The sequence below is a fragment of the uncultured Brachybacterium sp. genome (assembly GCF_947500705.1).
GTDB lineage: Bacteria > Actinomycetota > Actinomycetes > Actinomycetales > Dermabacteraceae > Brachybacterium.
In genome coordinates this window covers 190,644-213,227 of the sequence record NZ_CANMSY010000001.1, presented here as the reverse complement: position 1 = coordinate 213,227, position 22,584 = coordinate 190,644, and the positions used below count along the sequence as shown (strand labels likewise).

Sequence of the window (22,584 nt, the reverse complement as noted above, 5' to 3'; positions counted from 1 at the left end):
CACGAGCACGAGGCCCCGTCCATCGCGGCGGGGCCTCGTGCTCATTCGGGACGTGCCGCGTGTCGAAGCGCGCGCGGAGAGCCTCAGCCGAAGTAGCGCGGCAGGGTCCCCTCGCGCAGCTCCCGCAGCTCGCCCACGGTGAAGGAGCCCACGCCGTCGAGCTCGAGCGCATGGCCACCGGTGACGCCGAGGCGCAGCAGCGGCACCCCGTGCTCGGCGGCCAGCGCCGTGAGCCGCGCCTCCTGCTCGGCAGGAACGGCGACCAGGGCACGGCCCTGCGATTCGGAGAACAGGGCGCTGGCAAGATCCACGCCGTCCCGCTCCGTCAGGCCTGCCAGATCCACCTGGGCACCGCTGCCGAAGCGGGTCACCGATTCCACCAGAGCCTGGGCCAGGCCGCCCTCGGAGAGATCATGCGCCGCAGTGGCGAGCCCCTCCTCGGCGGAGGTGATCAGCACACGGGCCAGCGAGCGCTCGGCCTCGAGATCGACCTGCGGCGGCATACCGCCCAGGTGCTGGTGGACGACGTCCGCCCAGGCCGAACCCGAGAGCTCCTCACGGGTGGTGCCCAGCAGCAGCACGGTCAGGCCGTCCGTCTGCCAGCCGGAGGGGACGCGGCGGGCGACGTCCTCGAACACGCCGAGCACACCGACCACCGGTGTGGGGTGGATCGCGGAGTCGATGAGCCCCGGCTCGCCGGTGGAGTTGTACAGGGAGACGTTGCCGCCGGTGACCGGGACCTCGAGGGTCTCGCACGCCTCGGCGAGCCCGCCGATCGCCTCGACCAGCTGCCACATCGGGCCCGGGTCCTCGGGGGAGCCGAAGTTCAGGCAGTCCGTGATCGCGAGCGGCACCGCGCCGGAGGTCGCGACATTGCGGTAGGCCTCGGACAGCGCCAGCTGCGCCCCGGTGCGGGGATCGAGCTTGGTGTACCGGCCGTTGGCGTCGGTCGCGAGGGCGATGCCGCGGCCCGTGGCCTCGTCGATCCGGAGCACGCCCGCATCATCGGGCATCGAGAGCGCGGTGTTGCCGCCCACGTAGCGGTCGAACTGGTCGGTGACCCAGTTCTTGGAGGCGAGGTTCGGGGAGGCGATCAGGGTGCGCAGCGTGGCCGCGAGCTCCTCGGCGGTGCCGGGGCGGGGGAGGAGCTCCGCGGCGTCGGCCTGCAGGGCGTCCTGCCAGTCGGGCCGGGCGAAGGGGCGATCGTAGACCGGGCTGTCGATCGCGACCGTCGCCGGGTCCACGTCGACGATGCGGTGTCCGTGGTGGTCGATGGTGAGGCGGCCGTCACCGGTGACCTCGCCGATCACCGCGGCTTCGACGTCCCACTTCGCGGCGATCGCCTGGAACTCCTCGAGCTTCTCGGGGCTCACCACGGCCATCATGCGCTCCTGGGACTCGCTCATCAGGATCTCGCCGGCGTTCAGGGTGGGGTCGCGCAGCAGCACCTCCTCGAGGTGGATGTGCATGCCCGAGGCGCCGTTGGCGGCCAGCTCGCTGGTCGCGCAGGAGATGCCGGCGGCGCCGAGGTCCTGGATGCCCTCGACGGTGCCGGCGGCGAACAGCTCGAGGCAGCACTCGATGAGCACCTTCTCCATGAAGGGGTCGCCCACCTGGACGCTGGGGCGCTTGAGGGGGCCGTCCTCCTCGAAGGTCTCCGAGGCGAGGATGGAGGCGCCGCCGATGCCGTCACCGCCGGTGCGGGCGCCGAACAGCACCACCTGGTTGCCGGGGCCGGTGGCGGAGGCGAGGTGGATGTCCTCGTGGCGCATCACGCCGAGCGCGAGCGCGTTGACCAGGGGGTTGGTCTGGTAGGCGGCATCGAACACGGTCTCGCCGCCGATGTTGGGCAGGCCGAGGGAGTTGCCGTAGCCGCCCACGCCGGAGACGACGCCGTGGACCACTCGGGCGGTGTCCGGATGATCGATCGCGCCGAAGCGCAGCTGGTCCATGACCGCGACCGGCCGGGCACCCATCGAGATGATGTCGCGGACGATGCCGCCGACGCCGGTGGCCGCGCCCTGGTAGGGCTCGACATAGGAGGGATGGTTGTGGGACTCGACCTTGAAGGTCACCGCCCAGCCGTCGCCGATGTCGACCACGCCGGCGTTCTCGCCCATGCCCACCAGCAGCTTCTCGCGCATCTTCTCGGTGGTGTGCTTGCCGAAGGTGCTCAGGTGCTTCTTGGAGGACTTGTACGAGCAGTGCTCGGACCACATCACCGAATACATGGCGAGCTCGGCGTTGGTGGGACGGCGGCCGAGGATCTCGCGGATGTTCGCGTACTCGTCCTCCTTGAGCCCGAGATCCGCGTACGGCTGGGCCTGGTCGGGGGTGGAGGCGGCATGCTCGACCGTGTCGACGTCCGCGGGCGTGCCGTGCGGGGTGGAGGGGGCGAGGTCGGCGGTCATCGCGGTTTCGGGTCCGTTCATCACGAGGGCTGGGGTGCGGGCGGGCCGTGAGGGCCCGGATCCGGCGACCCCAGTCTACGATCGCGGCGCCCGAGAGGGCGGACCGGGGCAGGTGCTGAGACCCGGGCCGCCCCGCAACGGTCAGCGGGTGCCGACGGCGCGGGCGCCTGCCGCTCGCTTCGCCTTCTTCGCCTGGTCCCGGAGCGTCTTCTCGCTGACCGGCGAGGACGTGCTGGCACGCTGCGCACGGAAGTAGGCGGCGGCCTCGTCCTGGCGCGCCTGCTCCCCGCCCAGCGCGATCGGTGCCCGCACATGACCGGGCCGCACATCGAAGGCGGCGACCAGGTCGAGCACGTGCGGGCGCAGCCGCCACAGCAGCCGACGCAGATCGTTGTCGATCTGGCGGCCGCGCTGGGTGGAGATCATCCCGCCCAGCAGGAACCAGGCCAGGTCATCATTGATCGCGGTGAGCCCGAACAGGTCGCGCACATCGGTGAGCACCGCCCGGGAGCCCTCAGCTCCGGGGCCTTCGAGTGCCTCGATCCCCGCGGTGAAAGCACGCCAGCGCACCAGATCGGCGTGGGCGCGAGCGGCGTCCAGCATCTCCACCTGGTGCTTGTTGACCTCGGAGGCGGCGTCGGCCGGGCTCATCTTCCCGGCCCCGCGCAGCGCGAGGGCGACCTCCTCGACCTTGATCCGGGCACGGTCGGCGAGCATCTCCTCCTGGAACTCCGCCTGGCGCATGGAGTCGAAGGCGCGTCGAGAGTTGCCGCGATCGGCGACGCTCTGGCCGAGGCGTGCCCAGGGGGTGTGCCGTTTGGCGAGCACCTCGGCACGCTGCGCGATGAAGCGACCGATCCCGGCACGGTCCACGCTGCGCAGCTCGGAGGTGTAGTCGGACAGCAGACGCTTGGCGACCAGCTGCAGCAGGACAGTGTTGTCGCCCTCGAACGTCGCATAGACGTCCAGGTCCTGGTGGAGCCCCACCAGCTGGTTCTCCGCCATGAAGCCGGCGCCGCCGCAGGCCTCGCGACACTCCTGGACGGTGTCCAGCGCGAGCCGGGTCGAGGTGGGCTTGAGGGCCGCGGCGAGGGTCTCGAGGTCCTCGCGCGACTCGGGATCGTCGGCCCGGCCGGAGAACACGTCGTCGAAGGCCTGCAGCAGCTGCTCGTGCGCGAAGGCGCCGGCATAGGTCGCGGCGAGCTTCGGCAGCAGGCGGTGCAGGTGTGCCTGGTAGTCCATCAGCACCGTCTCCTGCGTGGGATCCGCGGCGCTGAACTGGCGGCGCTGGGTCGCGTAGGTGATCGCGATGTGCAGGGCGAGCTGGCTGGCCCGGATCGCGGAGCCGTCCAGGGAGACCCTGCCCTGGACCAGGGTGCCGAGCATCGTGAAGAACCGGCGGCCGGGGGACTCGATGGGGGAGGTGTAGGTGCCGTCAGGGGCGACGTCGCCGTAACGGTTCAGCAGGTGGGTGCGGGGGATGCGCACCTGGTCGAAGGCCAGGCGGCCGTTGTCGATGCCGTTCAGTCCGCCCTTCTCCCCGTCGTCCTCGCTCGAGACGCCGGGCAGGAGCTCGCCGTCGGCGTCCCGGACCGGGACGTAGAAGCAGTGCACGCCGTGGTCCACGCCGTTCGTGATCAGGCGTGCGAACAGCGTCGCCGCCTTCGCGTGGATCGCGGCGTTGCCCAGGTAGTCCTTCCAGGCAGCGCGGAACGGGGTATGGATCACCCATTCCCCATCGGTCCCGCCGGCGGGGTCGAAGGTGGCGGTGGTCGCCAGCGCCTGCACGTCGGAGCCGTGGCCGATCTCGGTCATGGCGAAGGCACCGGGGGTGGTCAGGTCCATCGCATCGGGCACCCAGGCGTGCTGCTGCTCCTCATTGCCCAGCTGGATGATCGCCGAGGTGTACAGGCCCCACTGCACTCCGGCCTTGATCTGCAGGGAAGGGTCGGCGACGACCAGCTCCTCGAAGGAGGCGACGTTGCCTCCGTTGTCGTTGGGGCCGCCGAGGTGCTCGGGCAGCATCCGGCGGGAGACGTCGTCCTTCACGAGGAGCTGGAGCTGCTCGTAGACGCGCTCGCGGTGCTCGGCGACGGAGGCGTCGAGCGGTCGGTGCAGCTCGGGGCGGGCGGCGCGCTCGCGGGCCTCGAGGCGGGCGTCGGCCCACTTGCCCAGCAGGGCCTCGGAGACCTGCGCGATGTCGAGCCGGGGGCTCCCGCCGGGCGGGATCGAGAGGGGTCCGGTGGGATTGGCGGTGGTCGTCACGTCGGAGATCTCCGCGGTGGCGGGGGCAGTGGTGGTGGGTGCGGTGCGGGAATCGGTGGTCATGCGTGCAGTCCCTTCATGAGCCAGGTGACCAGGTGGGTCACGAGCTGATCGGAGGTGAGTGGGGTGGTGCGCTGGGCTGCGTTGCCCGGGTCGGTCGGGTCGGCTGAGGCGTGTGACGCGTCAGCGGTCTCCGCGGTCTCAGGGGTCTCAGGGGTGTCGTGATCGGTCATCCAGACGTCGACGGCGCGTTCGACGAAGCCGACGGAGCCGTGGGCCCAGACCTGCGGCGCCGGGATCTCGGCGGGCAGGAAGGTCGCGACCAGTCGCGAGACCGAGGACAGGAAGTGGTTCAGCCCGTCGCTGGGCCGGGTGACGAAGCGGTACACGCCGGGGGAGCGCTGGGCCGTCTCGACGTAGGCGCGGATCATGGCGTGGATCCGCTCGTCGGCCTCCGGTTCGCGGCCGACGCGAGCCTCGAGGGCTCGCATCTCCTCCAGCAGCTTGCCGTGCATCGTGGACAGGATGCTGCGCCCCAGTGCGCGCTGGAGCTGGGCCTTGTCCTCGAAGTAGCGGTAGACGATGGACTTGGAGGTGCCGGAGGCTGCGGCGATGTCCTCCATCGTCACATCGGGACCCTGCTCATGGATGAGGTGCCGGGCCACGTCGAGCAGCTCGGTACGTCTCTCTTCCCGGTGGCGGGCCCAACGGGCCGATCGGCCGTCCACGGGGGCTTGCGTCGTCGCGTTCACGAGACCTAGGGTATCAAGTACCGTCGGTTCTATGTAAAGTGCTCTGGAGAAGATCCTCCGGCGAGTTCCTGCGGGAGCGAGAGCGCATCGGCAGCCCGGGCTCCCGCGGCCCAGGATCTCCACGAACCCCGGCAGTGACCACGAAGACCGCAGTGACCATGAAGACCGCAGTGACCACGAAGACCGCAGTGACCACGAAGAGGTGCACCCAGTGACCCAGCACGACTCCCCGCGCGACGCCCTGATCCTCGGCGGCAACAGGATCCCCTTCGCCCGTTCCGGCGGCCCCTACGCCGGCATCTCCAACCAGGACCTGCTCACCGCGGCGCTCGACGGCCTCGTGGCTCGCTTCGGGCTGCAGGGTGAGAAGCTCGGCGAGATCGCCGGCGGCGCTGTGCTCAAGCTGGCCGGTGACCTCAACCTCACCCGCGAGAGTGCGCTGGGCACGCCCCTGGACCCGCGCACCCCGACGATCGATATGTCCAAGGCGTGCGCCACCAGCCTCGAGACCGTGATCCACGTGTCCAACCGGATCCGGCTGGGCCAGATCGACTCGGGCATCGCCTGCGGCGTCGACTCCGCCTCGGACTCCCCGATCGAGGTCACCCCGCGCCTGCGGCGCATCCTCCACCGCGCCTTCGCGGCGAAGACCACCGGTCAGCGTCTCAAGGCCTTCAGCGCGATCCGCCCCGCCGACCTCGCCCCGGTCCCGCCCCGCAACGGAGAGCCCCGCACCGGGTTGTCGATGGGGGAGCACCAGGCGCTGACCACCGCCGAGTGGGGTGTGACCCGTCAGGAGCAGGACGAGCTCGCGCTCGCCTCGCACCAGAACCTCGCCGCAGCATTCGATGCCGGCTTCTTCGACGACCTGGTCACCGGCTATCGCGGACTCTCCCGCGACCAGAACCTGCGCGCCGACTCCACGCTCGAGAAGCTCGGCTCCCTCAAGCCCGTCTTCGGTGTGAAGTCCCCGCAGGTCGCCGAGCCGAGCATGACCGCCGGCAACTCGACCCCGCTCTCCGACGGCGCCTCCTCGGTGCTGATGGGCAGCGCCGAGTGGGCCGCAGAGCGCGGCCTCAGGCCGCTCGCGCGGGTGGTCGACGCCCGCAGCGCCGCCGTCGACTACGTGCACGGCGACGAGGGCCTGCTGATGGCCCCTGCCTACGCCGTGCCGGAGCTGCTGGACGCGAACCACCTCTCCCTCCAAGATCTGGACTTCTACGAGATCCACGAGGCCTTCGCCTCGACCGTGCTGAGCACCCTGAAGGCCTGGGAGTCCGAGGAGTTCTGCCGCGAGCGGCTGGGCCGTGACGGGGTGCTGGGAAGCATCGACCGCGCCAAGCTCAACGTCGCGGGCTCCTCGCTCGCGGCAGGCCATCCCTTCGCGGCCACCGGCGGGCGCCTCGTCGCGACCCTCGCCAAGCTCCTGCACGAGCGGGCCGAGGAGACCGGCCGCGTCCAGCGCGGACTGATCTCGGTGTGCGCCGCAGCGGGTCAGGGCACCGTCGTGCTGCTCGAGTCCGTCTCGGACTGAGCCCGAGATGAACCGCTCCACCGCCCCGCGCCCGCAGCTCTGAACCGGAGGTTCCCATGACCGACGCCTACACCCGTTTCACCCGTTCCGCCCCCGGTGGTGCCCTCGCCAAGCAGCTGGGCCTGCCGCGTCCCTCGAAGCTCCCGCGCCGCGCGGACCGGCCGGAGCCCGTGCTCGGCCCGGTCGTGGTGCTGGGGGGCTCCGCGGGGGCCGACGAGATCGCGCGGCTGCTCCTGCACTGGGGCGCCGACGTGCGCCGCCGCTTCGATGAGCTGCGGAAGATCGGCTCCGTGATCGTGGTGGCCGACGAGATCAACTCCCCGTCCGATCTCGGCCCGCTGGTGCTCCCGCTGGGCAGTGCCATGCGCAGCCTTGCCCCCGGTGCCCGCGTGATCACCCTGTCCCGTCCCGCGCGCGGCGAGGATCCGGCACAGGATGCCGCGCGCGGTGGGGTCGAGGGCTTCCTGCGCTCCCTCGCCCACGAGATGCGCGGCGGGGCGACCGCCAACGGCGTCCTGGTCGAAGACGGTGTGAAGCTGGACGCTCCCGGCGTGATCGGGGCGCTGCGCTTCTTCCTCTCCGCCCGCAGCGCCTTCGTCACCGGGCAGCTGCTCACCGTCTCCACCGATGCCGGCAGCCGCACCGAGGACGACACCCTGCCGCTGGCCGGGCGCACCGCTCTGGTCACCGGCGCCGCCCGCGGCATCGGCGCGGCGATCGCGCGCACGCTCGCCGCGGACGGTGCGAAGCTCGTGGTCCTCGATGTCCCGGGCGCGGGCACCGAGCTGGCACGGCTCGCCAACGAGCTGCGTGCAGTGCCGATCCAGCTCGACGTCACCTCCGCGGGCGCGGGGGAGCGGCTGGTCGGCGTCCTCCGGGAACGGGGACTGACCCTCGATGTGATCGTCCTCAACGCCGGTATCACCCGCGACAAGCTGCTGGCCAACATGACCGCCGACCGCTGGGACCCCGTGCTCGCGGTCAACATCACCAGCCAGATCACCCTCACCGAGGCGCTGATCGAGGCGGGTGACGTGCTCGGCGAGCGGCCCCGGGTGGTGTCCCTGGCCTCGACCAGCGGCATCGCCGGGAACCGCGGCCAGACGAACTACGCCGCCTCGAAGGCAGGCGTGATCGCCTTCGTCGACGCGCTCGCCGGAAGGCTCGAGCCGCTGGGCGGCACCGCCAACGCTGTCGCCCCCGGATTCATCGAGACCGAGATGACCGCCCGGATGCCGGCCCTCACCCGCGAGGTCGCCCGCCGGGTCAACTCGCTCCAGCAGGGCGGGCTGCCCATCGACGTCGCCGAGACGATCTCCTTCCTCTCCTCCGATGAGGCCGGCGGGATCCGCGGTGAGACGCTGCGGGTGTGCGGCCAGAACATGGTCGGGAAGTGAGCGCCGTGCAGAGCTCCTCGCCGCAGAACGCTCCTGAGCGGATGCCCGAGCGGATGAAGGACCTCACCGACGTCCCCTCCTTCCCCGCCGTCTACGCCGCCGCGCTCGACCCCCGGGGTGGCCGTACCCGCGGTGAACCGGTGCTCCCGAGCACCGCCTACCGGGTGAGCTCCGTGCGGATCGATGCCGAGCGCGCCCGGGACTTCGACCACCTGATGGGCGGACCCGCCACTGACCTGGTCCACCCGGGCGTGCTACACGTGCTCGCCTTCCCGGTCTCCCTCGCCCTCATGGCACGGCGGGACTTCCCCTTCCCCCTGCTGGGCCTGGTGCACCTGCGCAACCAGATCCTCCAGCACCGCCCGGTGCGGGTGGGGGAGCTGGTGGACGTCGAATGCCGGGTGCGGGACCTGCGCCCGCACCGCAAGGGGCGCACCTTCGAGGCGGTCTCCACGATCCTCGGCGAGGACGGGGAGATCATCGCCACCGATGTGTCGACCTACTTGACCAGGGGCGGCGCGGCGTCCCCCACGCTGTCGGCGTCTCCTGCGCTGTCGGCGTCCGCCGAGCAGTCGCCGGCCTCCGAGCGGGCGGCGCGCGACACGTCCTCGGCCGACGGCGGTCGCGCCGGGCGTCGTGCCTTCGAGGCGCCGACGCCGACGGGCCGCTGGTCCCTGCCGGCCGATGCCGGTCGGCGCTACGCGGCGGTCTCCGGCGACGTGAACCCGATCCACATGTCGGCCCTCAGTGCGAAGGCCTTCGGCTTCCCGAGAGCGATCGCTCACGGGATGTACACCGCCTCCCGCGCGTTCACCGAGGCGCGCGTGGACCTCTCCCGGCCCCTGCGCTGGGACGTCTCCTTCGACGCTCCCGTCTCCCTGCCCGGCACGGTCCTGGTCGCCTTCGAGGACGACAAGGACGCCGGCACGGTCACCTGCATCGGCTGGCGCGCCGGACGCGGGGACCAGAGCCCCCGCCAGTGCTTCACCGTCGAGGTGACCACGCTGGGCGGGTGAGGCGGTGGGGCGGTGAGGCGGTGGGCCGGTGGGCCTGTGGGCCGGTGAGTCGCCGATGGCACTGAGCCACCGATCGCACTGAGCCCCCAGCAGCCCCGAGCGACGGGCATCCCTGAGAAGCGGGCGGCCCCGCGCGACCGGCGAGATCGAGAACGACCTTCGGTACACCTTCCCCGCCGGAAGGTGTACCAAAGGTCGTTCTCGCGATGGAGAGTGAGGAGAGCGGGCGGTGGGGACGGGCGGTGGGGACAGAGCTGGTGGACGGAGCGGTGGCGCCGGAGCTGGGGGACGGAGCGGCTCTCGCAGCGTTCAGCCGCCGACGGGTCGGCCTGGTCGGACGCGCCGGCCCAGTCCGGTCTCCAGAGTCTCCAGCAGATGGTCGATGAACTCCGCGGGCCGCACGTCGGTGAGCACGTCGACGTTCGGCTCCCGGCCCCAGCGGCCCAGCTCATCGCCCACCGTCTGCCCTCGGGTCAGGGTGCCGGCCAGCTCCACGTCCACAGCGAGCGGGCGGGTGGTGGCGAAGCCGCCGGTGACTGCGTGGGCGGTGACCAGCGGGTCGTGCACATGCGCAGACCAGCCGAACCCGTCGGCCTCATGGAACTCGAAGTAGAAGCGCAGCGCATCGACCAGGATCTGCGCCACCGGATGGCCGGTGCGCTCGGCGAGTTCGCTGAAGCGATCCAGCTCGCACTGCGCGAAGCGGACGCTCTCCGTCGCCTCGAGAGATCCCAGCACCGGACGGCGCGGCGCGGAGGAGAAGGCGGAGAGGACACGCTGGGCCGCCTCCGGATCCACCGCGATGTTCCACTCGCTGGTGGGCTCGGTGTTGCCGCGATGGTTGATCGCCCCGCCCATGATGTGCAGGCGCTTCAGCAGCCGTGGCAGCTCCGGTTCGATGTCCAGGGCGAGGGCGAGGTTGGTGTGCGGCCCGAGCACCAGGCCCACCAGCTCCCCGGGATGGGCACGGGCGACGTCGACCCACAGCTGCGCGCCGCTGCGAGGATCCTCGGGGCGAGTCGTGGGTGGGAGCGTGGCGTGGCCGAGCCCGCCCGGACCGTGGGTGTCGTCGGCGTACATCGGCTCCTGCACCAGCGGCTGCTCCGCGCCCAGGGCGATCGGGGCGGTGAACCCGAGCAGTTCGGCGAGGGTCAGAATGTTGCGGTGCACGGCATGGACATCGACGTTGCCGCCGGTGGAGACCAGGCCCGCAACCTCGACCTCGGGACGGCCCGCGAGATAGGCCAGGGCGATCGCATCATCGATGCCGGGGTCGCAGTCGACCAGCAGGGGAAAGCTCATCCACCCAGCGTACGGCGATGGTGCAGCATCCCGGGCAGCAACATCGCAGGCACCGCAGGCTGGGGATCAGGGGATCAGGGGATCAGGGGATCAGGTGATCAGGTGATCAGGTGATCAGGGGATCATGGGAGCAGAGAAGCAGGGAGCAGGGTGCTGGTCCGAGGGCGGGGTCTGCGGGAGGATGTCGGCATGGCCCACGCGCAGATGTTCGACGAGGATGATCCGATGCTCGAGACGGTGCGGGAGATCGCGCTGGCCCTGCCCGAGGCGCGCGAGAAGATCAGTCACGGCCGCCCCGCCTTCCACACGGTGAAGGTCCACTGCTACTACGGCGCCTCCCAGAAGGTCGACGGGCTGTGGGTGCAGCATCCGCAGAGCATCGTGGTGCACCTGTCGGCGGCGGAGACCGCTGCCCTGAGCGCGGATCCGCGGTCGTTCGTCCCCGCCTACCTGGGCCCCTCGGGATGGCTCGGGATCGATCTCGACGAGCGCACCGACCACGACGAGCTCGCCGAGCTGATCGATGAGTCGTATCGGATGGTCGCCCCGCAGCGGCTGGTGGCGCAGCTCGATCGTCCGGCTTGACCCTCACGCGACGTCAGGCCCGAAGGTGGTTCCCATGACCGAGACACAGCACGAGGACCTCACCGTCGGCCGCGTCGCCGACCTGGTCGGCGTCAGCGTCCGCACCCTGCACCACTGGGACAGCGTCGGCCTGGCGCGCCCCAGCGGACGCAGCTGGTCGGGATATCGCCTCTACGACGCCGCGGACGTGGCCCGGATCCACCGGGTCCTCGTCTACCGGGAGCTCGGTCTGGCGCTCGCGCAGATCGGCCGGATCCTCGATGATCCGGCCATCGATCCGCGGGAGCACCTCCAGCGCCAACGGGCCCTCCTCGCGGAGCGGATCCAGCGGCTCGAGAAGACGGCACGCGCCGTCGACGAGATGATCGAGAGGACCGACATGAACGACAGCACCCCCATTCTCAGCCCCGAGGAGCAGGCCCGCATCTTCGGCACCGACTGGGACCCCGCCTACCAGGACGAGGCTCGCGAGCGCTGGGGGGAGTCCGAGGCCTGGAAGCAGTCCGCCTCGCGCACCCGGAACTGGGACGCCGCGCAGTGGCAGAAGGTCAAGGTCGAGCTCGACGCGACCGAGGCCGCGCTCGCCGAGGCCCTGGTCCGCGGAGTCGAGCCCGGCAGCGACGAGGCGAACCGCCTCGCCGAACGCCACCGCGCCACGGTCGACCGCCACTACGACTGCACGCATTCCATGCACGTCGTCCTGTCGCGGATGTACACCGAGGACCCCCGGTTCGCCGCGCACTACGACCAGCAGGCCGACGGCCTCGCCGCGTGGCTGCGCCGGGTGATCGAGGAGAACGCCCGCGCACACGGCGTGGAGCCGGAGACCGCCACCTGGGAATGAGGCCCCCCTGCCATGGCGAGAAAGATGCCACAGAACTGGCACTTTTTTCGTCATGGCAGCCCTCGTGCGCCGAGATCACTGGCTCCACACCTGGCGCGCGGTATGCACTCACTACACCGGCGGGGAGAGCTCGCCGAAGGCCTCCAGCAGGGGCATGACTCGCGGCCCCAGCTCCACCTGGGTGAGCAGCAGCCCCAGCGTCCCGTCGGGGTCGACGAAGAAGTCCGTGCCCGCGCCGCCGGACCATCCCCAGCGGCCGCGGTGCGGGCCGTCGGCGACCACGCTCACCCCGAAGCCCCAACCGGTCCGTGCCCAGAAGCCGGGGAAGAACGAGCCCGGTTGCTTCGCGCTCGCGGGCACCTGATCGCTGCGCAGCATCGCCAGGTGCTCGGCGCCCAGCAGCTCGCCGTCACGCAGCGCGCGCAGGAAGCGCAGGTAGTCGGGTGCTGTCGAGAGCAGCTCGCCGTGGCTCATGTCCTGCGGAGGCGGGCCGATATGGGGGCCGCCGCCGAGGCCCTCGAGCTCGACCAGCTGCCCGTCGGACTCCGTGTACAGAGCGGGCAGTCGCTCACGCGCCGCCGCGGGCACGAAGTATCCGGTGTCGACCATGCCCAGCGGGCTGAGCAGGGTGCGCTCGAGGTGCTCACCGGCGCTCATCCCGGTGAGACGGGACAGCAGAATCCCCAGCAGCCCGAACGAATGGTGATAGCGCCACACCGTGCCGGGCTGTCCCACCAGAGGCAGGGAGCTGAGCGCCGTGAGCCAGTCGTCGGCCCCGAGGCTCGGCGGCAGCAGCCCGGCCTCGGTCTCGTTCGCCGCCATGGCGTGCTGCAGCGGCGAGTCGGCGAGGATCATCCCGTATCCGGACATGTTCGTCAGCAGGTGGCGCAGGGTGATCGGCCGCTCGGCAGGAACGGTGTCGGTGAGCGGGGCGTCGGGGGAGGTGAGCACGCGGGGTGTGTCGACCTCGAGGAGCCAGGTCGCGACCGGGTCGTCGAGCGCGAGCGCGCCCTGCTCGATGAGTCGCAGCGCCGCCACGGTCGTGACCAGCTTGGTCATCGACTGAATGCGGACGATCGCGTCCGCCCGCATCGGTGGGCCGTCCACAGCCGAGGCTCCGATCGCCACCGGCTCCGGGTCGTGGCCCACCGCGAGCACGGCTCCGGGCACCGTGCCGTCCTCGACGGCGCGGAGCAGGAATGCGGGCGGCGAGGCCTGCGATGACATGCGCACAGCCTACGAGCGCGGCGCGGGCGGAGATAGGGCCGAGTCAGCGAACCCGCGGAGAGCAGATCCCGCCCGCACGGCCCGGCAGAGGTTCCTTCTCTACACTCGCCCCATGAGCAGCTTCGAGGATTTCGTCCGGCTCGAGCCCCGGGCGGTGCCGCTCGGCGGTCCCCGGGGGATGACGGTCCACCGCACCCTGCCCGCCCGCCAGACCTCCCTGATCGGCGCCTGGTGCTTCGTGGATCATTTCGGTCCCGATGACGTCTCCGTCAGTGACGGCATGCAGGTGGCACGCCACCCCCACACGGGCCTGGCGACCGTCTCCTGGCTGTTCGACGGTGCGATCACCCACCGTGACTCGATCGGCAGCCACGCACTGGTCCGGCCCGGAGAGGTGGACATCATGGTGGCCGGCTCCGGCATCACCCATTCGGAGTTCTCCGCCAACGACACCACGATCCTGCACGGCGTCCAGCTCTGGTACGCCCTGCCCGATCGGGCCCGGTTCCGGGAGTCGCATTTCGAGGTCTACACCCCGCCGGTGATCGCGAACGAACAGGCGCGGGCGCGTGTGGGCCTGGGCTCCTTCCGCGCCACTACCGAGGACGGCACCGTGCTCGAGGACCGCAGTCGCGTGGAGACCGACACCGCGCTGAGCATGGTCGAGCTCGAGCTGAGCGCCGGCAGCACCGTGCGCATCGACCTCGACCCCACTCACGAGTACGGACTGCTGGTGGACCGCGGCGCCGCACGGATGCGCACGGCGGACCGCCGCCACGGCGAAGCCCATGACGGAGGGCGCGAGTCCGAGGCCGGGAGCCGCGAGCTTCTCGTGATGCCGGACCGGGCTGCCGAGCTCGAGCTCAGCGCCGAGGAGGGGGAGGACCTGCGCGTGATGCTGCTGGGAGGTGAACCGCTCGGCGAGGACATCCTGATGTGGTGGAACTTCGTGGGCCGCAGCCATGAGGAGATCGAGCAGTTCCGGGCCCGTTACCAGGCAGAGATCGGTGCGGAGGGTACGCTCGCCGAGGCCCCGATCTCTTCGGAGGCCCGCTCGCGGGGCGGCCTGGCGGCCGATGCCGAGCAATTCGGCCCCTTCGCCCCGTACACCCCCGCGGCTCTGCCCGCCCCCGCGCTTCCCCACGGCCGGCTGCGCTCGCGCGGCCGCGTCGGCCTTCTGAAGGACTGAACCCTTGCCCAAGAACCCCGCCGCAGACCCCTTCGACGACGACGCCTTCGGGGAGGACCTCTTCGACGAGGAACCCCGTGACGCGCAGCCTGCCGCCTCCGCGCCCCAGGGCCCGGACCAGACCGACCGCGTGATCATCGCCGCGGCAGAGGAGCTCGGGACCGGCTGCCCCTGCGACATGATCGTGGTGGATGACGCGACCGGGGAGCTGACCGCCTTCGCACTCGCGTCCGTCGCCGAGCACGAGGACGCCGTGGTGCTCAGCTGGACCTCGTCCCTCACTCTCGCCATGACACTGCAGGAGCGCTTCGCCGCGCAGATCGACGCCGGACGACTGCGGCTGCCTGCCGGTCCGGAGACGGTGCCGCTCGAGGAGGCGGCCGCCGGGGTCGAGGGTCATCTGCTGGTGCTGATGCGGCTGCCCAAGGCCGTGCACGCCCTCGAGGACCGGGCCCGCCGCCTCACCGAGGCGGTGCGTGCGAGCGGTCAGAATGGTCTCTCGATCATCGCCGGCGGCCGCGTCAAGCACATGACCAGGGCGCAGAACGACGTGCTGGCCACGCTCTTCACCGAGGTCCGCGCGAGCCGCGGGATCGGCAAGTCCCGCGCCCTGATCGGCAGCGAGCTGCGAGAGGTCGTGCCGGCGCCGGCCATCGCCGAGGGCACCGCACGCGTCGCCGTGCGCGGCCAGCGGCGCGAGCTCGCGCTGCGCGGCATCGGCGCCGTGTTCGGCGGAGCCGGCGCCGACGCGGGCAGCCGGCTGCTGCTGGACGCCCTGGACCGGGCTGTCGCCGCCGGAGAGCTGGGGACGTCGGAGGCCCCGGTGGGCTCTGCGGTGGATCTCGGCTGCGGGAACGGCCTGATGACCGCCTACCTCGCCGCCGCACTGCCCGAGGCGGCAGTGACGGGCAGCGACGCTGATGCCGATGCCGTCGGCTCCACCCGCGCAACACTCGCCGCCAACCGGCTCGACCGCGAGGGCGTCGAGGTGACCTGGGACGATGTCCTGTCGCGAGTGGACGACGCGAGCGTGGACCTCGTGCTGCTGAACCCGCCCTTCCACGATGGCACCGCGGTCGACGCGACCCTCGTGCAGGGGCTGCTCGACGCGGCCGCACGGGTGCTGCGCCCGGGCGGGCAGCTGTGGTTCGTCCACAACTCCTACCTGCGCTACCGCACCGAGGTGGAGCGTCGTGTGGGCCCGGTGCGCCAGCGTTCCCGTGACCGCCGCTTCACGGTGCTCAGCGCGACCCGCAGCTGAGCCCGGCGCCGCGCCCGCTCCGGCGCCGCACTGCCGACGCCGGCACAGTTGCCGGCACAGATGTCGGCACAGACGAAAAAGTCCGATTCTGAGCCAGATCCAGGGCAGATCTGGCTCAGAACCGGACAATCTCGTGTTGCGCGGCGTTGCGCAGGGCGAGCTGGGTGTGCGGCGCGTCGCGGGAGCGAGTGCGACGGGTGGTCAGGCGACCATGCTGCGCAGCACCGAGGTGAACATCGCCAGTCCGTCGGTGCCGGAGCGGGTGCCCTCACCGGGCTGGTCCGGGCCGAAGCCCGCTTCGACCGCGTGCTCGGGATGCGGCATCAGGCCCACCACGTTGCCGGCGGCGTTGGTGATCCCGGCGATGTCGTGGCGAGAGCCGTTGGGGTTCGCCTCGAAACCGGCCGGGCCGTGGGTGGCGCCGGCGGCGTAGCGGAACACGATCCGGCCCTCGTCCTCGAGCTCGGCGAGCGTGCGCTCGTCGGCGACGTACTGGCCGTCCTGATTCTTCAGCGGGATGCGGATGACCTGACCCGCCTCATAGCCGGAGGTCCAGGCGGTGCGGGTGTTCTCGACCGTCAGGGGTTGGTCGCGGCAGAGGAAGGCGCGGTGCGCGTTCTTGATCATCGCACCGGGCAGCAGGTGCGTCTCGCAGAGGATCTGGAAGCCGTTGCAGATGCCGAGCACGGGCATCCCGCCCTTGGCCGCATCGACGACCTTCTCCATCACCGGGGCGAACCGGCTGATCGCGCCGGCGCGCAGGTAGTCGCCGTAGGAGAAGCCGCCGGGCAGCACGATCGCCTCGACGTCCTGCAGATCATCCTCGCCGTGCCAGAGCGTGACCGGCTCGGCGCCGGCGATCCGCACCGCGCGCAGCGCATCCCGGTCATCCAGCGTGCCCGGGAAGGTCACCACACCGATGCGCATCAGGCCTGCGCCCCGTCGGCCGCGTCCTCGACATCGATCGAGACGACGTCCTCGATGACGGGGTTGGACAGCAGCGTGGTGGCGGCCTCGCGGAGGGAGACGAGCACCTGGTCGGTGATCTCGCCCTCGACCTCGAGCTCGAACCGCTTGCCCTGACGGACCGAGGCGATGCCCTCGAAGCCCAGTCGCGGCAGTGCGGCGGCGACGGCCTTGCCCTGCGGGTCGAGGATCTCCGGCTTGGGCATGACGTGGACCACGACACGTGGCATGGGTGCTCTCCTGGGGGACGACGGCCGCGGGCGGGCCTGGCGGGTGGATCTGCGGCGCGGGTGCGGGTCGGCGCTGGGGCGGCCGACGGAGCGGACCCGACGCCGTCATGGTACCGAGAAGACGCACCGTCGCGGCGGTCTGCCCACGGCGGGCACGGACCCGCTGCACCGCTGGACCGGATGCCCTGGGCAGATGGCTCGCCGGGAGATAGGTTCGAGGCCACGAGATCCACATCCCGGGAGGCCGCCATGAAGATCCATCACCTCGTCCACTCCTGCCTGCTCGTGGAGGTGGCCGGGCGCCGCCTGCTGATCGATCCCGGTGGCTTCAGCGGCGAAGCGGTGCGCGCCCTGGGCGGTGAGGTGCTGAGCGGCATCGACGGGGTCGCGATCACCCACCAGCATCCAGACCACCTCGACCGTGCTCTGCTCGGTCAGGTGCTCGCCGCGAGCCCCGGAGCGATCGTGATCGCAGAGCCGGAGACCGCGGAGCAGCTCTCCGAGCCCGCGGAGGGCGCCCCGGCGCTGACCGCGGACCAGCTGGTGGCCCTGCGTCCCGGCGAGAACCATGAGCTGCCGGCGCTCGAAGGGCAGGAGGCGCTGCGCATCGGCGCGGTGGGCGGTCGCCACGCGGTGATCCATCCCGACATCCCGCGCGTGGGCAACTGCGGGCTGGTGATCACCGCTGGTGAAGGCCCCCGACTCGGCATCACCGGGGACTCCCTCGAACCGGTGCAGGAGTTCCACGGCATCGACGTGCTCGCCTTCGCGGTGGTGGCACCCTGGTCGAAGATGGCTGAGACGATCGACTTCCTGCGTACGGTGAACCCCGTGCTCGCCCTGCCGGTGCATGATGCCGTCGCCAGCGACGTCGGACGCCCCATCTACCTGCGCCAGGCCACGAACCTGGCCCCTGCCGGCACCGAGGTGCGCGACTGGGGGGCCGACGGGCTGGTCGAGATCAGCGGGAGCTGAGGTGACCGGGGCGTTCCACGGCAGCGGCGCTGACCACGGCAGCGGCGGGGACCGGGTCGCGGAGGCCTTCCGCGCCGTGCCGCGCGCTCCCTTCCTGCCCGTCGGTCTCCGGCGCAGAGCCGGGCAGGACGAGCCGCTGCCGATCGGGGAGGGACAGACCAACTCGCAGCCCACGACGGTGTGGAACATGCTGCACCTGCTCGGGGTGCGCGAAGGTGATCGCGTGCTCGACGTCGGCGCCGGTTCCGGATGGACCACTGCGCTGCTCGCGCAGCTCGTCGGCCCGACGGGGACGGTGCTCGGCATCGAGCGGCAGGCGAGCCTGCTGGGCCCGGCGCGCGGCGCGCTCGAGGCGGCGGTGCCCGACGGGCGCGCGGAGATCCGTGAGGCCAGGCCCGGAGTGCTCGGCGCCCCTGCGGACGCACCCTTCGACAGGATCCTCGTCTCCGCCGGCGCCCATCAGCGTCCCCCGGAGCTGGTCGCCCAGCTCGGCGAGGACGGGGTGATGGTGATCCCGATCCGCGGGGTCATGCATCGTCTGGTGCGACGGGGGGACACCGTTCTCGACACCCAGCACGGCCGGTATCTCTTCGTGCCGCTGGTCGAGGACGGCTGATCGGGGTCCTCCGAACGGTTCCGCCGCTCTGCCGCTCTGCCGCTCCGCAGCTCTGCCGCTCTGCCACTCCGCCGCTCCGGGGCGGACGGGCCCGCCCCGCACCCGCGTCGGCGTCTACAGTGGGGCCCGTGCACGGGAGTCCGGTAGGCCGGGCTGAGAGGGAGTTCTCCAACTCCGACCGTAGAACCTGATCCGGATCATGCCGGCGCAGGAAGCTCCGCCAGGCGACAGCCGCCGCGCGCCCGTGCCCTCGTGAAAGGCACGGACCGTGATCCACTCACCTGTCGACACCACCGCACCCGCCAGCACCCTCGACGGCGCAGCCCCGACATCCCCCGGCCAGGCCCCTGATCCCACCGCGACGCCGCTCGGCTTCGGCGTCGGCGCGCGGATCACCGCAGCCGTCATGACCGACGACTACGCCCGGGTGCTCATCGGCATCCTCTCCCGGCTCGACCTCACCGGGCTGGTGCGCGAGACCGGGGACGTCTCCACCTATCTCGGCGGTCACGAGACCCACCTGCAGCGGTCCCTCATCGACCTCGCCGAGGACCTCGCCCGCACCGAGCACCACGCCACCCTCTCCGTGACCCTCTCCCGCGGCTGCCCCGGAGAGGTCACCTGCGCACTGCCCGGTGGCGCCGGCCCGCGCGGCGTCGAGGTCCCCGAGCCCCGCCGCACCGGCCGCTTCGCCTCCGCGGAATGGGCGCTGTACCCGCTGGCGGACCAGGTCGCCGCCGACGGCACTGCGCCGGATCACATGCGCGACATCTACGCCGCGATCGACCACGCCCGGGAACTGGGCACCTTCCGCGGCTCCGAGCATTTCGTGACCCGCCTCGAAGGCGATGCCGGCGACGTGATCGCCACCGCCGTGTCCGGCTGGCTGCAGGTGGGCCGCAGCGTCCAGCACGTCACCAGCCATCTCACGCTCTCCCTGAACAGCCCCTCCCACGAGGCACGCGAGCTCGGCGAGGAGACGCGATGACCCCCGCACAGCGCTCCGCGCAGACCCCCGCGCAGACCGTCCCCACCGCCCGCCGTTCGCGGCTCACTCTGCGCGAGATCGTGCTGGTGGTCGTGCTCGGCGTGGTGTTCGGCTTCCTGTACTGGGTGTTCGTCCAGGCCTGGAACGGGCTCGCGATCGCGATGGGCCCCGCCGGGGATCTCGCGCAGCACGTCCTGTTCGGCTCCTGGCTGCTGGTCGGGCCGATCGCGCTCGCGATCCTGCGCCGCCCCGGCGTGGGCATACTCGCCGAGATGCTCGCCGCGATCATCGAGGTGGTCTTCCTCGGCAGCCCCGTCGGCCCGCTGCTGGTGCTCGCGGCCGCACTGCAAGGCATCGGCAGCGAGCTGCCCTTCGCCCTGACCCGCTACCGCCGCTTCGGCTGGGGAGTGTTCGCCGCCTCCGGCGCGCTCGGCGCGGGCCTGGTGTTCTTCTGGACCGCGTACCGGATGGGCTGGTACGGCCAGGACCTGCTCGCGCTGCGGCTCGGGGTCCAGGTGCTCTCCGGGATCGTGCTCGGCGGGCTCGCGGCGAAGGTGATCGTCCGCGCCCTGGCACGCACCGGTGTGCTCGAGAACTTCGCGATCGGCGCCGCGACGGACAGCGGCGACGGCATCCCCGAGCGCCGTGTCCACTGAGACCGGGACCGTCCCGCTGCGGGGGCACGACGGGGAGCGGTCCCCGGGCCTCGTCATCGAAGCCACTGACCTCGAGGTGGTGCTGCCCTCCGGGGACGGCGTCGGCCCCTGGACCGGGAGCATCCGAGCGGGGGAGCAGGTGCTGCTGCTGGGCCCCAGCGGGAGCGGCAAATCCACGCTGCTGCGCGCACTCGCCGGCGCGATCCCCGCTCACCAGCGGGGCCGCGTCACCGGGAGGCTGCGGGTGGGCGGCATCGACCCGATCGCCGGCGGGGTCCTCGCCACCTCCGCGGTCGTCGGCTTCCTCGGCCAGGACCCGGTGGACGGAGTCTGCCTCCCCGAGGTCGCCGACGACGTCGCGCTGCCGCTCGAGAGTCGCTGCACTCCGCCCGTCCAGATCGGCGGGCGGGTGCACCGGGCCCTCGTGGAGGCCGGGATCGGCGCGCTCGGGGACCGTGCCGCGGCGACGCTCTCCGGCGGGCAGCTGCAACGGGCCGGACTCGCCGCGGCATTGGTCGCCCGGCCCCGGTTGCTGCTCCTTGACGAGCCCACCGCGATGCTGGACGCCGAGGGTGTGGCTCGGGTGCGGGCGGGGGTGGAGCAGGCCGCACGCACCGGCGAGGTCGCGATCCTGCTCGTCGAGCACCGCCTCGATGACTGGGCGGGGGAGCGCGGCACGGCGGGTCTGCCGCCGCGCACCATCGCGCTGGACGCCGCCGGGCGGGTGCTCGCCGATGGGCCGACGGGCGCCGTGCTCGACCGCCATGGCGCGGCCCTGCGCGAGGCGGGGTGCTGGCTGCCCCGGGAGCTCGAGGAACGGCTCGGGGGCGGCGCGGCGGCAGCGGGCCCCGCCGCGGCGACGGTGGACGCAGCACCGCTGCTCCGGGTGCGCCGCGCCGACCTCGGACCTGCAGGGCGCGCCGTCCTGACCGGGGTGGATCTCCCGGTGCACGCCGGACAGCTGCTCGCCGTCGTCGGCCGCAACGGCGCCGGGAAGTCCACGCTGCTGGGGGCGCTCTCCCGACTGGACGAGCCCCTCGCGGGAGTGGTCGAGGGCGCCGCGGCGGGACTCGCGTTCCAGCGCCCCGAGGCGCAGTTCGTGGCCGACACCGTCCTGGGCGAGCTCTCCGCCTCCGGCGCGGACGCCGTCCAGGTCACAGCGATGCTCGCGCGGCTGGGTCTGCTCGAGAAGCGGGACGCGAGCCCGTTCACCCTCTCCGGCGGTCAGCAGCGTCGCCTCTCGCTCGGGGCGACGCTGCTGACCCAGCGGCCCGTGCTGCTGGCCGACGAACCCGGCTACGGCCTGGACCGGGCCGCACAGGGCACGGTCCTGGGCCTGCTGCGTGAGGCGGCCGATGCCGGGCGCGGAGTGGTCATGACCACCCATGACCTGCGCATGGTGGAGGCGGCCGACGCCGTCGCCGTGATCGCCGACGGTCGCCTGCTCGGCCCGATGCCCCCGCAGGAGCTGCTGCAGGACCCGGCGCTGCTGCGACGGGCGGGGCTCCTCGACGTACCCGAGAAGGCAGCCACGGAGCACCCGCCCGAGCCGAGCGGCGCACCCCTCACGGAGCTCCGCTCCCGGGGGCCGCTCTCGCGGCGCAACCCCACGGTGCTGCTGGCATTGCTGACAGCGCTGAGCATCGTGTGCATCGCCCTCACCGACCCGCTGCCGCTGATGCTGCTGTATGTGCTGCTCAGCGCCGGTGCCATGGCAGGCTGCCGCCTCGGCCCGCTGCGGCTGCTGCGCGCACAGCTGCCCTTCGCGGTGTTCGCGAGCGGGGTGCTGATGGTCAACGTGCTGAGCCGCCCCGGCCACGAACCCTGGCCCGACCTGCCGATCCGGATCACCGAGGAGGGGATGGTGCTGGGCGCCGCACTGGCACTGCGCGCGCTCGTGATCGGGCTCGGCGCGCTGATCGTCGCCCGAGCCGCCGATCCCAGGCGCACCATGGTGAGCCTGCTGCAGCATGCCCGGCTGCCCGCCCGGTACGCCTATGCCCTGCTCGCCGGGCGCAGGCTGCTCGATGACCTGCCGCGGCGCTGGGAGACCATCACCCGCGCCCATCGGGTGCGGCTGCCGCTGACCGCGGAGGGGGCGGTGGCACGGCTGCGTGCACGTCAGCTGCTGCGCTGTGCCTTCTCGCTGCTGGTCGACTCGGTGCGCAGCGCCGACAGGATCTCCTTCGCCCTCGAATCGCGCGGGCTCGGGGACGGTGAACGGACCCTCTGGCGCCCGGTCCGGCTCACCCGTGCTGATGCGCTGCTGACGCTCGGCGTCGCCCTGGTGGTCGCCGCCGTGCTGATGCTCTCCTGAACGATCCCCCGAGCGCCGTGAGAAATGCGAGTGCCATGAGAAAGGCCCCGAGG

19 protein-coding genes and 1 riboswitch are annotated in these 22,584 nt (G+C 72.0%); of the genes, 12 read left to right on the top strand and 7 right to left on the bottom strand.

Annotated elements, in window-relative coordinates; genetic code table 11:
- Window positions 1-83: 83 nt before the first annotated feature.
- The 3 genes from purL to Q0937_RS00965 all read right to left on the bottom strand — a co-directional run bounded on the left by purL (window position 84) and on the right by Q0937_RS00965 (window position 5,428).
- Window positions 84-2,411, bottom strand: coding sequence for a phosphoribosylformylglycinamidine synthase subunit PurL (gene purL, locus Q0937_RS00975; protein WP_299299620.1), 2,328 nt, complete (start codon window positions 2,409-2,411; stop codon window positions 84-86).
- A 141-nt stretch (window positions 2,412-2,552) separates the two neighbouring features.
- Window positions 2,553-4,739: an acyl-CoA dehydrogenase gene (locus tag Q0937_RS00970; RefSeq protein ID WP_299298722.1), complete on the bottom strand. Its 2,187-nt coding sequence runs from the start codon at window positions 4,737-4,739 to the stop codon at window positions 2,553-2,555.
- Window positions 4,736-5,428: a TetR/AcrR family transcriptional regulator gene (locus tag Q0937_RS00965; RefSeq protein ID WP_299298719.1), complete on the bottom strand. Its 693-nt coding sequence runs from the start codon at window positions 5,426-5,428 to the stop codon at window positions 4,736-4,738. The genes Q0937_RS00970 and Q0937_RS00965 overlap by 4 nt, the downstream gene beginning before the upstream one ends.
- 211 nt (window positions 5,429-5,639) lie before the next feature.
- Here Q0937_RS00965 and Q0937_RS00960 point away from each other — a divergent pair, with 211 nt between their 5' ends.
- The 3 genes from Q0937_RS00960 to Q0937_RS00950 are packed head-to-tail and all read left to right on the top strand — an operon-like array spanning window position 5,640 to window position 9,375.
- The gene (locus Q0937_RS00960) at window positions 5,640-6,962 is read left to right on the top strand and encodes an acetyl-CoA C-acetyltransferase (protein ID WP_299298717.1); all 1,323 of its coding nucleotides are present in this window, start codon (window positions 5,640-5,642) and stop codon (window positions 6,960-6,962) included.
- Between the two features lie 56 nt (window positions 6,963-7,018).
- Window positions 7,019-8,359 carry a 3-oxoacyl-ACP reductase gene (locus tag Q0937_RS00955; protein WP_299298715.1) on the top strand — a complete coding sequence of 447 codons (1,341 nt, stop codon included), beginning with the start codon at window positions 7,019-7,021 and terminating at the stop codon, window positions 8,357-8,359.
- Window positions 8,356-9,375 carry a MaoC/PaaZ C-terminal domain-containing protein gene (locus Q0937_RS00950; RefSeq protein ID WP_299298712.1) on the top strand — a complete coding sequence of 340 codons (1,020 nt, stop codon included), beginning with the start codon at window positions 8,356-8,358 and terminating at the stop codon, window positions 9,373-9,375. The genes Q0937_RS00955 and Q0937_RS00950 overlap by 4 nt, the downstream gene beginning before the upstream one ends.
- 309 nt (window positions 9,376-9,684) lie before the next feature.
- On the opposite strand, the gene Q0937_RS00945 is transcribed toward Q0937_RS00950, so the two are convergent.
- Window positions 9,685-10,677, bottom strand: a complete 993-nt coding sequence (locus Q0937_RS00945; RefSeq protein WP_299298709.1) for a nucleoside hydrolase — start codon at window positions 10,675-10,677, stop codon at window positions 9,685-9,687.
- 189 nt (window positions 10,678-10,866) lie between these two features.
- Here Q0937_RS00945 and Q0937_RS00940 point away from each other — a divergent pair, with 189 nt between their 5' ends.
- Complete coding sequence (locus Q0937_RS00940; protein WP_299298706.1) at window positions 10,867-11,262, top strand: MmcQ/YjbR family DNA-binding protein; 396 nt, start codon at window positions 10,867-10,869, stop codon at window positions 11,260-11,262.
- Between the two features lie 34 nt (window positions 11,263-11,296).
- Window positions 11,297-12,106 carry a MerR family transcriptional regulator gene (locus Q0937_RS00935; protein WP_299298703.1) on the top strand — a complete coding sequence of 270 codons (810 nt, stop codon included), beginning with the start codon at window positions 11,297-11,299 and terminating at the stop codon, window positions 12,104-12,106.
- A 111-nt stretch (window positions 12,107-12,217) separates the two neighbouring features.
- Here Q0937_RS00935 and Q0937_RS00930 read toward each other — a convergent pair whose 3' ends face one another.
- Window positions 12,218-13,333, bottom strand: coding sequence for a serine hydrolase (locus Q0937_RS00930; protein WP_299298701.1), 1,116 nt, complete (start codon window positions 13,331-13,333; stop codon window positions 12,218-12,220).
- Between the two features lie 112 nt (window positions 13,334-13,445).
- On the opposite strand from Q0937_RS00930, the gene Q0937_RS00925 reads away from it, so the two are divergent.
- Both Q0937_RS00925 and Q0937_RS00920 read left to right on the top strand, forming a co-directional pair.
- Entirely contained in the window at window positions 13,446-14,522 is a 1,077-nt protein-coding gene (locus Q0937_RS00925; RefSeq protein ID WP_299298698.1) for a pirin family protein, read from the top strand.
- A gap of 4 nt (window positions 14,523-14,526) precedes the next feature.
- A complete protein-coding gene (locus tag Q0937_RS00920; protein WP_299298695.1) occupies window positions 14,527-15,783 on the top strand; it encodes a class I SAM-dependent methyltransferase in 1,257 nt (418 codons plus the stop codon).
- Between the two features lie 201 nt (window positions 15,784-15,984).
- On the opposite strand, the gene purQ is transcribed toward Q0937_RS00920, so the two are convergent.
- Window positions 15,985-16,710 (bottom strand): phosphoribosylformylglycinamidine synthase subunit PurQ, encoded by a 726-nt coding sequence (gene purQ / locus Q0937_RS00915; protein ID WP_299298693.1) that lies wholly within the window; start codon window positions 16,708-16,710, stop codon window positions 15,985-15,987.
- Window positions 16,710-16,979 (bottom strand): phosphoribosylformylglycinamidine synthase subunit PurS, encoded by a 270-nt coding sequence (gene purS / locus Q0937_RS00910; protein WP_299298690.1) that lies wholly within the window; start codon window positions 16,977-16,979, stop codon window positions 16,710-16,712. The genes purQ and purS overlap by 1 nt, the downstream gene beginning before the upstream one ends.
- A gap of 249 nt (window positions 16,980-17,228) precedes the next feature.
- Between purS and Q0937_RS00905 the strand changes: the two genes are divergently transcribed.
- The 5 genes from Q0937_RS00905 to Q0937_RS00885 all read left to right on the top strand — a co-directional run bounded on the left by Q0937_RS00905 (window position 17,229) and on the right by Q0937_RS00885 (window position 22,531).
- Complete coding sequence (locus Q0937_RS00905; protein WP_299298687.1) at window positions 17,229-17,954, top strand: MBL fold metallo-hydrolase; 726 nt, start codon at window positions 17,229-17,231, stop codon at window positions 17,952-17,954.
- Window position 17,955: 1 nt separating this feature from the next.
- Complete coding sequence (locus Q0937_RS00900) at window positions 17,956-18,570, top strand: protein-L-isoaspartate O-methyltransferase (protein WP_299298639.1); 615 nt, start codon at window positions 17,956-17,958, stop codon at window positions 18,568-18,570.
- Between the two features lie 122 nt (window positions 18,571-18,692).
- A riboswitch (TPP riboswitch) is annotated at window positions 18,693-18,801 on the top strand.
- A gap of 37 nt (window positions 18,802-18,838) precedes the next feature.
- Window positions 18,839-19,558, top strand: a complete 720-nt coding sequence (locus tag Q0937_RS00895) for a YkoF family thiamine/hydroxymethylpyrimidine-binding protein (protein WP_299298636.1) — start codon at window positions 18,839-18,841, stop codon at window positions 19,556-19,558.
- Window positions 19,555-20,214, top strand: a complete 660-nt coding sequence (locus Q0937_RS00890; RefSeq protein WP_299298633.1) for an ECF transporter S component — start codon at window positions 19,555-19,557, stop codon at window positions 20,212-20,214. The genes Q0937_RS00895 and Q0937_RS00890 overlap by 4 nt, the downstream gene beginning before the upstream one ends.
- Window positions 20,204-22,531, top strand: coding sequence for an ATP-binding cassette domain-containing protein (locus Q0937_RS00885; RefSeq protein WP_299298630.1), 2,328 nt, complete (start codon window positions 20,204-20,206; stop codon window positions 22,529-22,531). The genes Q0937_RS00890 and Q0937_RS00885 overlap by 11 nt, the downstream gene beginning before the upstream one ends.
- Window positions 22,532-22,584 lie beyond the last annotated feature (53 nt).

Excerpts from the sequence above, each read along its gene's own strand:
- Q0937_RS00890 (WP_299298633.1), top strand. The coding sequence starts at position 19,555 with ATGACCCCCGCACAGCGCTCCGCGCAGACCCCCGCGCAGACCGTCCCC.
- Q0937_RS00955 (WP_299298715.1), top strand. The coding sequence starts at position 7,019 with ATGACCGACGCCTACACCCGTTTCACCCGTTCCGCCCCCGGTGGTGCC.
- Q0937_RS00930 (WP_299298701.1), bottom strand. The coding sequence starts at position 13,333 with ATGTCATCGCAGGCCTCGCCGCCCGCATTCCTGCTCCGCGCCGTCGAG.
- Q0937_RS00925 (WP_299298698.1), top strand. The coding sequence starts at position 13,446 with ATGAGCAGCTTCGAGGATTTCGTCCGGCTCGAGCCCCGGGCGGTGCCG.
- Q0937_RS00970 (WP_299298722.1), bottom strand. The coding sequence starts at position 4,739 with ATGACCACCGATTCCCGCACCGCACCCACCACCACTGCCCCCGCCACC.
- Q0937_RS00905 (WP_299298687.1), top strand. The coding sequence starts at position 17,229 with ATGAAGATCCATCACCTCGTCCACTCCTGCCTGCTCGTGGAGGTGGCC.
- Q0937_RS00945 (WP_299298709.1), bottom strand. The coding sequence starts at position 10,677 with ATGAGCTTTCCCCTGCTGGTCGACTGCGACCCCGGCATCGATGATGCG.
- purL (WP_299299620.1), bottom strand. The coding sequence starts at position 2,411 with ATGACCGCCGACCTCGCCCCCTCCACCCCGCACGGCACGCCCGCGGAC.
- Q0937_RS00940 (WP_299298706.1), top strand. The coding sequence starts at position 10,867 with ATGGCCCACGCGCAGATGTTCGACGAGGATGATCCGATGCTCGAGACG.
- Q0937_RS00935 (WP_299298703.1), top strand. The coding sequence starts at position 11,297 with ATGACCGAGACACAGCACGAGGACCTCACCGTCGGCCGCGTCGCCGAC.
- purS (WP_299298690.1), bottom strand. The coding sequence starts at position 16,979 with ATGCCACGTGTCGTGGTCCACGTCATGCCCAAGCCGGAGATCCTCGAC.
- purQ (WP_299298693.1), bottom strand. The coding sequence starts at position 16,710 with ATGCGCATCGGTGTGGTGACCTTCCCGGGCACGCTGGATGACCGGGAT.